Source organism: Hungatella hathewayi WAL-18680 (genome assembly GCF_000235505.1).
Classification (GTDB): Bacteria; Bacillota; Clostridia; order Lachnospirales; family Lachnospiraceae; genus Hungatella_A; species Hungatella_A hathewayi_A.
This window is the reverse complement of sequence record NZ_JH379027.1, coordinates 1,206,436-1,220,391: the sequence shown is the minus strand read 5'-3', so window position 1 is coordinate 1,220,391 and position 13,956 is coordinate 1,206,436. Positions and strand designations below refer to the sequence as shown.

Below are 13,956 nucleotides of genomic sequence, written 5' to 3'. Positions count from 1 at the left end.
CTTCATAAAAAAATCAACCCTCCCCCACATGATGCCATCTCTTTGTGCTGTCATGATTATATCACAGGAAGGGCTGATTGTCTTCTCAACTTTGAGGCAGAAATAACTTTGAGGCCAAACGCTTAAATGGTTCAGGCCATTTCATAGCGCTCTTGAGCATTGGCCTCCAGCTCCAATAAAAGCTGCGGATTTGGCTTTGGTGCAAAGAGTGATTTACTTAACTTTAAAAATTCAGCGTTATTTAACATCTCGCTATATGCCTTGTAATAATCTGCCCTCTCCTGCACTGTTTCAAGGAAACTAAGTTTTTCCTTTTTTTCAGATAACAATGAATCTTTTATTTCATCAGTTTCCTTTGTATCCATCATCAAATCACGAGGATCTCGCACCAACTGGGCTATCACATGGAAATACCGATTTGCTTCCTCGTAGCGCTCTTGAACACTCGCTTTCAGCTCTGATAAATACTGCGGGTTTTGTTTCTGGGCAAGAAGGAATTTATCTGAATTCATAAATTCAGCGCTGTTTATCATTTCGCCATGGACCTTAAAATAATCTGCTTTCTCATGTATTCTTGCAAGATAACTTACTTTACCCCATTTGTCAAGAATCGGATAATTCATCTCTACCAAAGTGCTGTACCATTCCATACCATCACCTTTAGAATAATACTCTGAAATAATATCCTCTGGTTTTATCGCATTCAGATTGCTTAAGTCTGCCATCAAATCATAAAAGTCCTGCTCGCTTAAGTTTGCCACATCATATCTATTTTTCAGAGTATCTATTTCATCTGCAGTCAGCTGATGCTCACCAGTGGTTCCCCAATTAATCGGCTTGTCAGTCCTAATTGTAACCTTTTTAAATTTCATTATCATGTCCGCAAATGTTTTGTCATCCCAACAAGTATCAAACATGAATGTTGAGGATTGATAATTAGTAGAATTTTGCTTTCCACTTTTTGCGGATGTGGCCTGATTTGCCTGATTCAAATAAGAAGAAAAATCCTCGTTATGATTCCCATAGCCTTCTGACGCTCTGGCGTTATATTCATTTGTTTTTCGCCCCACTGCTGGAATATTCAATAGTTCCCCTCCCCCTTCTCCCAAAGCTGTTTTATAACTGCTTCCGGAATCATATAATTTCGTTTTTAGTTTCACGTACCTTTATGGTTCCACTATATACCAAATACCAATTGCTGTCAACAAACGATGATAATATACAAAAAACGCCCTGGAAAACTGACAAACTCCATTCTCCAGGGCATGAACACCTCTTAAAATATTGAACTCTTAATACACCGTCTCATGCTGGTCCAGCGGCTTCACATGGATGTTGCTGCGGTACTCGGTCTCGGCCCAGTTGATGTTCTCCGCGATAAATGCCTCCGGATTCAGTTCCACACCCTGAAGCATAAACTCCTTAAACTTCTGGTATCCAGCCCGGTCGATCAGATGGCCGCCGTGGATGTAGACCGGCTTGCCGCCCAGCACCCACTCTGAGAACTTGGGCCAGTTTCTCATAATCGCCAGCACGCTGTCCTCCGTCAGCCAGTTTGCAAACATTTTCCCCATTCTGGGATACTGCTTGCCGGTCCGGCCGCCGATGATAATCTTGTAAAACTCCTTATTGGGCCGTCTCCAGGCTCCGGTTGGGCAGGCCGTCACGCACTCCCCGCAGCCCACGCAGCAGCAGGGGTCCTTGTCAATCTTCCCCTTGTCATTCAGGGAGAGAACTCTGGTAGCGGCGCTCTTACATTTCTTCACACAGGCCCCGCACCCGATGCACCGGTCCATATCGTAAACCGGCTTCGTACACCCGATAATACCAAAATCCTGAAAATGTCCTTTGGCGCAGTCGTTGGGACACCCGGCGATGGAGATTTTGATGTGATAGGGATTGGGATAGATAATGTTCTCAATCTTGTGAGCCATCTCCTGGGTGTTCACATTTCCCTTAATGCAGTGAATGCCGCCGATACACGCCATAATATTTCTGGGCCCGATATAGGGATACCCATTTGACGTGTCCATATCCACGCCGCACATCTCACACTCGATTGCCTCCAGATACGGCTGGATATACTCATTTACCTCCGGAACAGACTCCGCCCGGATTCCCGGCGCATTTAACGTCTGGCGCATTCCCACATGGAACGTGCCGTTGCCCCAGGTATTGCACACATGCATAATCACTTCCAGCCACTTGGCATCAATCACCGCCCCCGGCATCCGCAGCTGCAGCATAAACTCCCCCGGAACCTTGGACTGACGGTAACAGTTATTTCTTAATTTTGCTATATTGATATCGCTCACGTGCTTTTCCTCCTAATCTACCAGTTTTTTGCCAACGGTGTAATTGAACACAGGCCCGTCCAGACAGACATAGGTCTCGTCAATTCTGCAATGCCCGCATTTTCCAATGGCGCAGGACATTTTCCGCTCAAAGGACATCCAGATTTTGTCCTCCGGCACCTGGTTGTCAATCAGACTCTTCGCCGCAAACCGCATCATGACAGGAGGTCCCACCACGAGACACTCATAATTCTCTCCAAAGGAATCAAAGGGAATATCCTTCACAAATTCCGTCACAAGCCCCTTCTTCCAGCCCGGATAATCCTCGTTATCCAGCGTGTAGACCACATGGAAATGCTCCGCCGTCTTCCACTGCTCCAGCTCCTCCGTAAACAGAATGCTCTCCGAGTTCTTAAATCCCAGAATCAGGTAAACCTCCCCGAAATCCTCCGGATTCTCATAGAGCTGGTGAATCAGACTCTTCACCGGCGAAACGCCCGTTCCTCCGGCTACAATCACCACCGATTTTCCCTTCAGCTGCTCCGTGGGCCACCCATTTCCATAACAACCCCTGATGAAAATCTGGTCTCCTTTTTTCAGTTGGAACAACTCATCCGTCACCTTGCCCACCTTTCTGATGGTAAAGTCCGCGTAGCCATCCCCAAACCCGCTGATGGAAATGGGGGCCTCCCCAATCTTTGGCAGGGAAAGCTGCATGAACTGCCCGTGTTTGATAGGAATCTCATTTTCCACACGAAACGTCCACTCCGCCTCCGTCTCTTTCAGAATATCAAGTATCTTGTGCGCCTCTGGCTTCACCGGATTATTCAGCATGATTGGTCTCCCCCTTTCTGATGTCCTCAATGGCTTTTGACAGCTTGTTTAACGTCTCCGGATATCCAATCAACTGGGGACATCTGGCGCTGCATCTTCCACAGCCTACGCACATGGGGCCGGTGTGGAATCTGGCGTCATGGCCGTACACCTTATGTAAAATCTTGTAGCGGTATTTCTCCGAAATGGTCTTTCTAAAGCAGGCCCCGCCGGCCACCGTGTCAAACCCGTCTACCATACAGGAGGAGCAGGTTCTTCTTCGCTCGCCCACTTTTCCGTTCTGGGAATAGACAATGTCCGTGGTCTCAAAACAGGTACAGGTGCTGCACGCCACGGTACAGGCGCCGCAGGCGATACATCTGGCCTCAAATTCCTCCCACATGGGATGGCATTTCAACAGGTTCACCATATCCAGGCTGTCAATCACCGGGAAATCCACCTTGAGTTCATTTTCCGCCGGGAAGGTAATCTCATAGTTTGTCTCCTGACAGCCCTCGAAATAACTGCCAAAAGCCTCCTCTTTCACCTCCACATAAGCTTCCTCCCTGCCAAAGGAAACTGCAATCGAATAATTGTCCGTAACATTGGCGCCAACAGAACAGCAGAAACAGCCGTCAAACTGCTCCTGGCATTCCATCAGGGCGAATTTCACTTTCTCTCTTCTCCTCTGATAGAACACGTCCTCCACGTCACCATTTTCCAGGAAAATCTGGTCCTGGATTTTCATGGCGTTGATGTCGCAGGCCCTTCCGAACACCAGCATATCCCTGGTCTCCTCCATTTTACTCTCCCGGAACTCATCCTCCGTAAAATAGAACAGCGTCTGGGTAATCGGCGTGATGACCTCCTTCATGGCGTAGGTCGACCTCTCCTCAAACTCTATCTCACCATAGGTATGCACCTGCCGGTACATCACCGAGTCATCTCCCGCATATCTTCCGCCGGCCGGTATCCTGACAGGGGCATAAATCACATACTTTTCTTCCAAATCAGCAAACAGCTTATCCATCTCAGCCGCTTTCAGCTGGTAGGTTTTCGGACTTTCCATTCCCACTACTTCCTTCCCGTTTTTTAATTCTATTATATCGCTTGCCTTACTATCCGTAAAATGCTAAACTTATCATAAACTCATAGTATATCATCTATGGATGCGGGAAATGTACGAGGGAGGGAAGGCTTATGACCATCCGTGATATGGAAATTTTCATCGCCGTTGCAGAGACCGGGCAGATGGGCGCCGCCGCGAAGGAGCTGTATATCTCACAGCCCACGGTCAGCCACGCTATCACCCAGATTGAGGAGGAATACCACGTCAAGCTGTTCGAGCGGCTGTCCAAAAAGCTGTACATCACGGAGACCGGCCTGGAGTTCCTCGGCTATGCCAGACACATCATGTCCACCTTCCGCGAAATGGAGCAGTACCTGCACCACGCCTCCTACCAGCAGAACATTCAGGTAGGCGCCTCCCTGACCGTGGGCAGCTTCTTCCTCAGCAACATCATCACCCGGTTTGAGCGGGAAAATCCCAACATCAACATCCGGGTCTACATCGACAATTCCACCAACATCGCCGAGAAAATCTGCCAGGGAACCCTGGATATCGCCGTCATTGAAGGCACGGTGAAACATAGGGATATCATATCAAAGGATGTACACGAGGATGAGATGGTCTTAATCTGTGGAAAGAACCATCCCTTCGCCTCCAGAGATTCCATCCAGCTCTCCGAGATAGCCGGCAAGGACTTCGTCCTCCGGGAAGAGGGCTCCGGTACAAGGGAATTCCTCACCGACATCATCGAAGAGCGGGGCATCCCCATCGTCCCCAAATGGATCTGCCACAGCTCCGATTCCATCATCAACATTGTAGCCGCCGGCCAGGGCGTCTCCATCCTCTCCAAGTCCCTGCTGACCCATCAGAATGATGTGAAGCAGATTGCAATTGAGGATTTGACGTTGATGCGGAGTTTTAAAATTATTTATCACAAAGATAAATTTTTATCCAGCGCGCTGCAGAAGCTGATTGCGGATATTGAGGAGAATTTTCATTGTCATGGGTAGGAAGGAATTTAAACAAAACAAGAGCTACGGCAAACTAGTATTCAGTAGTTTTGCCACAGCTCTGTTCCTATTGCTAGGATTCTACCCAGACTCCATCCATTCCAACCCGGTAGTTATCCGGTGTCGTTGTATCTGTCAGCATAGCCCCTCTGGTTCCATTCGAAATGTTGTTGAAATAGTACCATTTTCCATCAATTAACTGCCAGCCTGTCTTCATGCTTCCTCTAGTTCCATCTGAAATAGGATTTAGATAGTACTTCTTTCCATCGATATCTGTAAACCATCCAGTGAGCATATAACCTTTTTCGTCAAAGCGATACCAAAGGCCTCCATTCATGACCCACTGTGATACCGGGTAAGTTCCATTTAACTTCTTGAACCACCATCCATGTTCATCCAAAATCCAGGTTCCGGCTGTCTCTAACGGATTTTTCTTTGTGCCAGTTCTCACACTGCCCGAAGAGGAACTGCCTCCGGTCGTTGGTTTGTTGGATGTGCTGTCCACAAAAATGAATGTACTGAAATCAGTCACTGCAAAAGATACCGTGCCATCATCATTCACACGCGGAAGAATTATCTCCTTAGTTCCGTCATGCTTCATATGGATAATTGTCAGATATTCCGGTTCAATTCCATCTGGTACTGCCATAGTAATCAGCACCGGAAGTTTCATTTCACCGGATACTCCACCTTCTAGTGAAATATTAACCGCAGTGCGCTTACGATAATTGATAACATCAACGTCGGTCAATTCTTCCTGTCTTGGTTTATCAAATTTAATCCCTGTTGCACCATTCATAATTGCACCAATCACCGAAACTTTGTCTGTGTTGACACCGCTCTCTCCGGTACTGATGTTTAAATCATGTTTCTCAGCAGCACTTTTATACTTTTCTTCTAATTGTGCGTAACTCTGTGCAACATCCACATCTGCCTGAACAGCCAATTTCAAGCTGCCTTTTTCTACTGATGAGAGATTAGCATTTTCGATATTGGATCGAATATCACCTTTGTTCATCTCACCAATAATATTATTGGCCTGCTCCGATACACTTCCCATATAAAATTCCGGGCTATACTCGGAAGCATCACTGTTTGCATATTCTACTAAATCTCCGAGAACAACCACTTTGAATTTGTATATTTCCCCTTTTTTCATATCCCGAATAAAGCGTTCCGTTGATGTCCGTCTTGACAGGCCGCCCCTTTCTATACACTCATATTCACCTGTATCCGTATTTTTCTTATAAAGTTCCAATACATACATCGTATCATCACCTGGTACCGCTTCCCACTCTACACTTCCATCCGAGTTCCACCGAAGTCCTGTTGGCGAGGGCATCTTCTTTGCTGGCAGTGTATACTCATCTTCATCGCTTACTTCCCATTCGTCATAGTCAGGTAATTCTATATTATTTCCCATTTTATATATTGCTCTAAATGTATAAGTTCCTTCTTCTTTAAAATGATATCGAACATCTGCTCTACATCGCTCCTCAGGATTGTCATACGTTCCTGCCCCTATCAATTCACCGTCTTTATAAATGTAAACGCCAACGCCCCGCACTAGTTCCCACTCTTCATCACTTAATTGACTGCTATTCCATGTAGCCCATCCACGTTCATTTTCATCCCATTTGACGTCCTCCACTGGTATAGCATCAGAAGGGCTGGCCACTCTGACCATCCGATTCCCAAGAATTACTTGTTTTTCCGTAAATTCTTCATCCACTTCTTCTGGCTTCCCGGTTTCCTCTTCCTCCTCACTTTGTCCATTATCCTCCGGCTTACTTGGCAGTTCTATTTCCTCCGGCTCCGATGGAGTGGCAATCTCTACTCCATTGTTTTGCCTCTCTGTTTCTTTTTCTGCAAAAGCTGTAACTACTAGAACAGAACACAATAGAAACAAACATACCACAATACCTGCTATTCCCTTTAGTTTCCTTTTCACACTTTTAACCTCCTGTAAGATATTCGTTACGATATTCGTTCCACATTTATGTTTTAAATTGTTTAAATTCTCCTTTTTGGAAATACTATACACACATGTGGACTATATCGTATTTACGATATATATTATACGTCTTTTTCAACCTATTGTCTATCGATAAATCGAAATAAAATATATCGTATATAAATACTATTGGAGGGATAAACATTGTTTGATGTGCTTACAAGAATTACTTACTTCAGAGAATTGAAACACTGGTCCGTTTACCGCCTTGCTCAACTATCCGGAATACCTCAATCTACTATTGCAACCTGGTACCAGAAAGGGCTTTACCCTCCTATCGACAAACTGGAGACTCTCTGCAATACTTTTGGAATCACACTCTCAGAATTTTTCCAGATAGATAACCGAAGCAATCTTAGTGAAGGCGAACAAGTTTTATTAAATAAATGGCTTCGATTAAAGGACCATGAAAAAGCTGCCGTTTTAGAAATTATAAATGTCATACTTCAAGAATCATAACCACCGGCTTAGCCGGTGGTTTGCCCTGCCCCTATAAGGGGCTTTTACCTGCTTGCGCCCGGAAGGCGCACTGACGGTCCGCCCACTGCACCACATCTTCAGCTGCCCTTAAAAGGGCTTTTTCAGTGCTTCCTTCCTTCCTCCGGCCTCGCCCCCTTGGGGCTTGCTGGTTTGCTTTTACTTCCTACTACCTCTCCAAGAGGTCTACTTCTTGTTTTTCTTCACCGGCTCACCCGTAAACGGGTCTATATACTCATTCATCGTCATCTGGTCATATTCTAAATCCTCTTTTATTTGATTTTGTATATAGCTTTTGATTGCTGCCGTATTCTTTCCTACCGTATCTACATAATATCCACGGCACCAGAAATGACGGTTCCCATATTTGTACTTTAAATTCGCATGTTTCTCAAATATCATTAGGCTTGACTTTCCCTTCAGGTATCCCATTATTTCTGATACGGAATATTTTGGTGGAATTCTTACCAGCATATGCACATGGTCTGGCATGCATTGCGCTTCCAATATTTCGATTCCCTTTCTACGGCACAAATTTCCCAATATTTCTCCCACATCTGCTTTTATATCTTTATAGATTACCTGTCTTCTATATTTTGGTGCAAATACGATATGATACTTGCATTCCCATTTTGTATGGGCTAAACTATTATTGTCCATTCTGGACCTCCTGTGCTTTTATCTGTGGTTTGCAGACCTACATTTATTTTAGCACAGGAGTTCTCTTACATCTGAAGAACTTCCCTCCCCCTGCATAGCAGGGGGTTTATTTTTTTCTGTGATACAATAAAAACCGCCTGTGGCAGATTTTCCATTATCTTCCACAGGCGGTTTCATCACTTTGCGTCTTCACAAACAGTTTACATAATCTTATAATCTCATTTTTCAACTTCTGGTAGCTAACACCAGAAGCATAGCCAAAACAGTCAGCACCAGCATTTCCAACGGATTCTCAATAAACGCATCCACCGTAGATTCCAGCCTCGTCTTCACATGGCCCTCCTGAGCCTTCTGCTCCAGTTCCTCCATAGTCATAACCGCCCGGTTCTGATTCTCATCATAACTTCTCCGCCGTTCCTCATCCGCCAGCACCTCGTAAGCCTCCTCCAACTCCCTGGACCGCGAGTCACGGAACGCCCGCCCCTCCAGCTCATAAGCTTTACGCTCCCGCCGGTAAGCTGTTTCGATTTCCTCTGGGGTAGCGTCGGGGGTGATTTGAAGGAGTGTGTAATAGCCGTTCTTTTTCATGGGATTATCCCCCTTGATTAAGCCAAATCAACTTTAGCAATAAAATTTTATATCATCCACAACAAAGAATTTTTTCCATTCAGCACAAATCAAAAAAACTGTGCACTCCAGATTTAGTCAACCACAATTTTGTTCCGTTGGATATTGGTTTCCCTTTTGCTATATGAACATGGATTGGTTCATTATTCTCATTCGACCAGAAGTATACCTTATAGCCGCTTACTATAAATAAACTAGGCAATCTGTATTCCTCCATTAATAGCATATTTGTATAGTAAATGAGCATTACTTCTCAAAAGCTGTTCGAACATTGCTATTTCTTCATCAGAATAACCTTCTCTCAAAATCCATTTATAATCTGGCAACTCGCATCTGGCCGAATCAAATCCCTTCTCTGTGGGTCTTTCGAAATGTACAATAACTTTTTGTTTTCCATCCTCTTCAATCATCTGAGAATGGACAATCTCAGTTTCATCTGACAAAGTCATATATGGATACATCATAACCGCCCACCTCCTCATTAATTCTTGCTATCATTATAAAATATTCTATCTAACAATTCAAGTTTAACGCCAAAATAGCCCTCTGCATGTACTAAAATTGATATGCTTACAAAGCACAGCTACTTTCTAAAATTTCGCGTCTTCTCATTTTATTCTTTTTTGTTCCTAACGAAATCAAATCTGTGGTTCCATCAAAATAAAACATCTCATCTCTATATACTATATGTTCCTCCAGACAATCACGCAGACACTCCTCCATACATTTTCGCGATATAACAATTTTATTTATTTTCCCAACTGTCAACGCATGATACCAATTATTCCACTCCTCCCCTTCATTAATAACTGGTACTTTTGTATTAACATTTAAAAAACCATTTATATCAATTTCTCGCAATACCCTTATTTCTTTATTTTTACCATAATTCCTAATCCATAATCCTTTTCCAAATACACGTTCTTCAAAATAAGCAACTCTCCATACATATAAATAATAATATGTATATCCATCTTTGACTACTCTGGATTTAACATTGAACTTTCCCGCATATATATCTCTTATATATTCTTCCATAGGTGATGGATAATAAAATTGCCCTTCATAGTCAATATCATACAATTTACACAAACGTATGGCTGTCTCTTCATTAGTAGTAGCATTCTCCTTTTCAATTCGCTCTAATCCTCTAACTGAACAAAATATAGTCTCTGCAACTGTCTCTTTAGATAAACCATACAGGTTCCTTAATAACTTTAAATCTGTTCTACATTGAATTCTTACCCTCTTCTTCATTTTCTACTCCTTTCATTTTTCTTAGAAATAAAAACAATAGTTACTCACACTTCTATTTTACCATCTTGTTATTCATTACTCTACGACAATATTCAAGTGGTATAAATGTCGCCATCTACCTTTGATTTACAAGAATTTCATAAGAATTTTTCAGTTTTTACAGGTGCTATTATCTCTTCATAAAGACAAAAAACTCGATATAAAATTCACATCCAATTTTGTTGGATGAAAATTTTATATCGAGTTCTAAATTAAACATAATATACATTACTTATGATACGGCGCCCCCATGATTATCCGATACCCCCGGTAAACCTGCTCCAGAAGCACCACCCGCATCAGTTGATGCGGGAAGGTCATTCTGGAGAAGCTGAGTTTGTAATCGGCACGCTCCAGCACCTGTCCGGACAGGCCCAGGGAGCCTCCGATGATAAAGACGATCTGGCTGGTGCCGGTGATGCCGAGGGTGTTTATCTTTTCCGCCAGCTCCTCGGAGTCCAGCATCTTCCCCTCAATCGCCAGGGCTATCACATAGGCGCCTTCCGGGATTTTGGAGAGGATGCGTTCGCCCTCTTTTTCCTTTATCTGGGTCTCCACGGTCTCGCTGGCGTTGTCTGGGGTCTTCTCGTCGGGGACCTGGAGGATTTCGAGTTTGCAGTAGCGGGAGAGACGTTTGCTGTACTCCCCGATGGCATCCTCAAAAAACTTTTCTTTTATCTTTCCAACTGCAATTACCGTAATCTTCATGCTTTCATCCCACAAATTCTCATTGTTTTGATGCCGGTTTCACGCCGGCGGCGCCTATCTCCGTCACTGTCTTTAACCCGGCTTTCAGCCGGCCTAACAGCTGCTCTTTCCGGCTGGGTGTGCGGACCCGCTTTACCACGCGGCCTTCCGGTTTCCGCTTGATTCCGTAGAGAATCTGGAGGAACCGCTTTACCTCTTCCCACGCCTCCCGGCTCTCCGGGAACAGGCCCAGACTCATCTGGAAATCGTGGAACATTCCCTCATAAATGGAGAGACGATGCTTCACGCCCGCCTTCTTTGCCTTCTTCGCCACCATCTGGCTGTCGGAGAGAAGCATCTCATAGCTCCCCACCTGAATCAGCATCGGCGGGAATCCATCAAATTCCCCGAATACCGGCGAGATATAGGGCTCCGTGGCCTCGTGCTCCCCGATGTAGGAGGAGTTGTAGAGCATGCTCTCCCTGGAATTGCCAAACAACGGGTCCCGGCCGTAATTGGTCTCGTGGCTCTCTCCGCTGCACGTCAGATCCGCCCAGGGAGACATGAGGATAAATCCTGCCGGCATGGGCATATGATGGTCTCTCAAATATAGCCCCAGGGCCAGCGACAGACCGCCCCCCGCCGAGTCCCCGGCTACCACAATCTGGCTGGCCCGGTATTTCTTCTCCTCCAACAGCCACTGGTAGGCAAATACCGCGTCCTCCAGCGCCGCCGGATAGGGATGCTCCGGTGCCACCCGGTAATCGATGGTCAGCACGTCCCCGCCGTAGCTCAATTTGGAATATCCCACCGCGAACTTCCGGTAAATGTTCTTCATGGGTCCGATATATCCGCCCCCATGAAGCTGTAAAATCACCCGCCCCGTCACCACCTGGCCGGGGCGCAGATACTCCATCTTAAAATTCTCAGTCTCAATAATCTCGTATTCATAACCAGCCGGACAGACCCAGGCCGGCTCCACCGGATTCTTCCTGAACTCTCCCGTCTGTATGGGTTCCTTCAGCGAAGTCTCCATCACATTCTGTATCATATCGCGCACCAGGTTTCCCATCACGCTTATCTTTTTATCCCGCATCCAGCACTCCCATTCTATTGATCAACAACAAGCTGTCTTTCGCATTTCCACTTTAGATTAGAAATGAAATCTTCGAATCAATTCATTCTTCACTCTCCGGTCCCCTAAAAGCACCGTCACCGTCAGCACCAGCACCGAGATGATCACCGTGATAATCGCCATCAGCGGCCTGTCAATAAATCCGGCCGCCCACAGAATAAACGGCACAAAACTGAACACCGTGACCGCAATCTGATACATAAAATAACTCTGCCAGTTTAACCGGTTCACGATAATCAAGAATACAATGGCAATATCCGCAAACAATATCATGCTCGGTATGGCATAATCCACCGACCAGCCGTTGTATCCCGTCATCACGTCAATCACCACCACAAGCGCCCCGGCTCCCAGTATCTGAATCAGCATTTTCGAGCCAAGATTGGCATGGCGCATAATGGAATACCTGACCGTCATTCCCACGTAGGCCATACAGGCGATGGCAATCACCGACCACATGGAGCCGGTGTAGGTGAGGTAATTCACCACCCCAAGACAGGCCGCCACCGCAATCAGCACCGCATAAAACAGATTGGTCATCTTCTTCCATTTATCCACGTCATAGGAAACCTCCGGGTACATTCCCTTATCCACTTCCTGCTCGGCTACCCCGTTGCTCTCCACCTCCACCGGTATCCCGTTGTCCCGGAGAATCTTGAAAAACCGGTCCTGCACCTTCGTGTCTTCATAGACGGAGGTAAATGACACAATCACATCCTCCTCATAGGCACAGACCGCACATTTGATGGGCTGCCGTTTGGACACTCCGATAATCAGATGGCACTGCCTGATGGCATCCCGGTACTCCTCATCCACCTTGATCGGTCCGATATTGGACAGGGTGATGGTATGATTCCTGTCGTTGCGGCGGAAAATCAGATTTACCGCAATCCATTTGAGCGGCAGCGGCGCAATCCTCACATACCACTTCTTTTCGTTGGAGACATTGTAGGAGATGGTCTCCTCCATTTTCTCCTTCGTAATCTTCTCTTCCATCTGCTGGCAGACCACCTCCAGCACATCGTCAAAGGTCACGTCCTCCTTCTGTGCCAGGAACTCAATGCAGGACACCGCGAAGAAATTGGCCGTGGTCTCCGAATCAAAAAACGCCCGCAGGTTCACCGGCAGATTCACCCCGATATGCTCCGTCATAATCTGCCCGTGGAAATACTCCTCATAGATGGCGTAGATTAAGCAGGCCGTCAGATACTTGGTAATGCTGACGTGCTTTTCCTTCCCCGCTGCCTTTAAGGGCGCCAGCTTCACATACCCATGGAGCACATTGACCTCATCCAAAGGCAGCAGCTCCTCCCGGATATGAAACGCCCGCCTGGAGCTGTATCTGGCCTTCTTCACCTTCTTATAATTCTTTAAATACCCGTCTTCCACCTCGGTCACGCAGGAATCACTGGGCCCGGCCGGCGCAGTCCCGCCCTCGCCCTCCAGCAGCTGGAGATAGCGGTAGGTAAGCTCCCTGATAAAGTTCACCGCCCCCAGTCCGTCCGTCACCGCATGGAACACCTCCAGGTTAATCCGGTTCTGATAATAGGATACCCGAAACAGAAACAGCTGATTACTGTGAGGGTCAATATATTTGCAGGGATAGGTGGCCTCCTTCTCAATCTCCGGAGTCCTCCGGTTACTCTCAAAATAATACCAGAAAATGCCTCTGCGCAGCTTTACCCGGAATCCCTGAAACCATGGCAGCACCTCTTCCAGCGCCTGCTGCAGCACCTCCGGCACAATCTCTTCATTCAATGTCATGGAGATACGAAATACATTACTTAAATGTTCATTTGCGATAACCGGAAATATCTTGGCCGTATTGTCAAGTCTCCGCCATTTTCCGCCCTGAGGATTTAATTTCATAACAT

The 13,956-nt window shown here is 45.9% G+C and carries 15 protein-coding genes; 2 read left to right on the top strand and 13 right to left on the bottom strand.

Features of this window, described 5'->3' with window-relative positions; translation table 11 throughout:
* Positions 1-131: 131 nt before the first annotated feature.
* From HMPREF9473_RS05565 to asrA, 4 genes are all read right to left on the bottom strand, one after another.
* Complete coding sequence (locus HMPREF9473_RS05565) at positions 132-1,085, bottom strand: hypothetical protein (protein ID WP_006779088.1); 954 nt, start codon at positions 1,083-1,085, stop codon at positions 132-134.
* A gap of 207 nt (positions 1,086-1,292) precedes the next feature.
* Positions 1,293-2,315 carry a sulfite reductase subunit C gene (asrC, locus tag HMPREF9473_RS05560; RefSeq protein ID WP_006779087.1) on the bottom strand — a complete coding sequence of 341 codons (1,023 nt, stop codon included), beginning with the start codon at positions 2,313-2,315 and terminating at the stop codon, positions 1,293-1,295.
* A 12-nt stretch (positions 2,316-2,327) separates the two neighbouring features.
* Complete coding sequence (gene asrB / locus HMPREF9473_RS05555; protein WP_006779086.1) at positions 2,328-3,128, bottom strand: anaerobic sulfite reductase subunit AsrB; 801 nt, start codon at positions 3,126-3,128, stop codon at positions 2,328-2,330.
* The gene (asrA, locus tag HMPREF9473_RS05550; RefSeq protein ID WP_006779085.1) at positions 3,118-4,176 is read right to left on the bottom strand and encodes an anaerobic sulfite reductase subunit AsrA; all 1,059 of its coding nucleotides are present in this window, start codon (positions 4,174-4,176) and stop codon (positions 3,118-3,120) included. The genes asrB and asrA overlap by 11 nt, the downstream gene beginning before the upstream one ends.
* A gap of 131 nt (positions 4,177-4,307) precedes the next feature.
* Between asrA and HMPREF9473_RS05545 the strand changes: the two genes are divergently transcribed.
* Positions 4,308-5,186: a LysR family transcriptional regulator gene (locus tag HMPREF9473_RS05545; protein WP_006779084.1), complete on the top strand. Its 879-nt coding sequence runs from the start codon at positions 4,308-4,310 to the stop codon at positions 5,184-5,186.
* A gap of 73 nt (positions 5,187-5,259) precedes the next feature.
* Here HMPREF9473_RS05545 and HMPREF9473_RS28060 read toward each other — a convergent pair whose 3' ends face one another.
* Entirely contained in the window at positions 5,260-7,137 is a 1,878-nt protein-coding gene (locus tag HMPREF9473_RS28060; protein ID WP_006779083.1) for an N-acetylmuramoyl-L-alanine amidase family protein, read from the bottom strand.
* Between the two features lie 216 nt (positions 7,138-7,353).
* Between HMPREF9473_RS28060 and HMPREF9473_RS05535 the strand changes: the two genes are divergently transcribed.
* Positions 7,354-7,659, top strand: a complete 306-nt coding sequence (locus HMPREF9473_RS05535) for a helix-turn-helix domain-containing protein (protein ID WP_242830828.1) — start codon at positions 7,354-7,356, stop codon at positions 7,657-7,659.
* Between the two features lie 204 nt (positions 7,660-7,863).
* Here the strand turns inward: HMPREF9473_RS05535 and tnpA are convergent, their stop codons facing one another.
* From tnpA to HMPREF9473_RS05500, 8 genes are all read right to left on the bottom strand, one after another.
* On the bottom strand, positions 7,864-8,337 hold the full coding sequence (gene tnpA, locus HMPREF9473_RS05530) for an IS200/IS605 family transposase (protein WP_006779082.1): 474 nt from the start codon (positions 8,335-8,337) through the stop codon (positions 7,864-7,866).
* Positions 8,338-8,562: 225 nt separating this feature from the next.
* Complete coding sequence (locus HMPREF9473_RS05525; RefSeq protein WP_006779081.1) at positions 8,563-8,925, bottom strand: DnaJ domain-containing protein; 363 nt, start codon at positions 8,923-8,925, stop codon at positions 8,563-8,565.
* 79 nt (positions 8,926-9,004) lie between these two features.
* Positions 9,005-9,181 (bottom strand): DUF4160 domain-containing protein, encoded by a 177-nt coding sequence (locus tag HMPREF9473_RS26720; RefSeq protein ID WP_198138516.1) that lies wholly within the window; start codon positions 9,179-9,181, stop codon positions 9,005-9,007.
* Positions 9,159-9,428, bottom strand: a complete 270-nt coding sequence (locus tag HMPREF9473_RS05520; RefSeq protein WP_006779080.1) for a hypothetical protein — start codon at positions 9,426-9,428, stop codon at positions 9,159-9,161. The genes HMPREF9473_RS26720 and HMPREF9473_RS05520 overlap by 23 nt, the downstream gene beginning before the upstream one ends.
* A gap of 106 nt (positions 9,429-9,534) precedes the next feature.
* Positions 9,535-10,221, bottom strand: coding sequence for a helix-turn-helix domain-containing protein (locus HMPREF9473_RS05515; RefSeq protein ID WP_006779079.1), 687 nt, complete (start codon positions 10,219-10,221; stop codon positions 9,535-9,537).
* A gap of 267 nt (positions 10,222-10,488) precedes the next feature.
* Positions 10,489-10,968 (bottom strand): 23S rRNA (pseudouridine(1915)-N(3))-methyltransferase RlmH, encoded by a 480-nt coding sequence (gene rlmH / locus HMPREF9473_RS05510; protein WP_006779077.1) that lies wholly within the window; start codon positions 10,966-10,968, stop codon positions 10,489-10,491.
* 19 nt (positions 10,969-10,987) lie between these two features.
* Positions 10,988-12,043, bottom strand: a complete 1,056-nt coding sequence (locus HMPREF9473_RS05505; protein WP_006779076.1) for an alpha/beta hydrolase — start codon at positions 12,041-12,043, stop codon at positions 10,988-10,990.
* 57 nt (positions 12,044-12,100) lie between these two features.
* A complete protein-coding gene (locus HMPREF9473_RS05500; RefSeq protein WP_006779075.1) occupies positions 12,101-13,951 on the bottom strand; it encodes a DUF6320 domain-containing protein in 1,851 nt (616 codons plus the stop codon).
* Positions 13,952-13,956 lie beyond the last annotated feature (5 nt).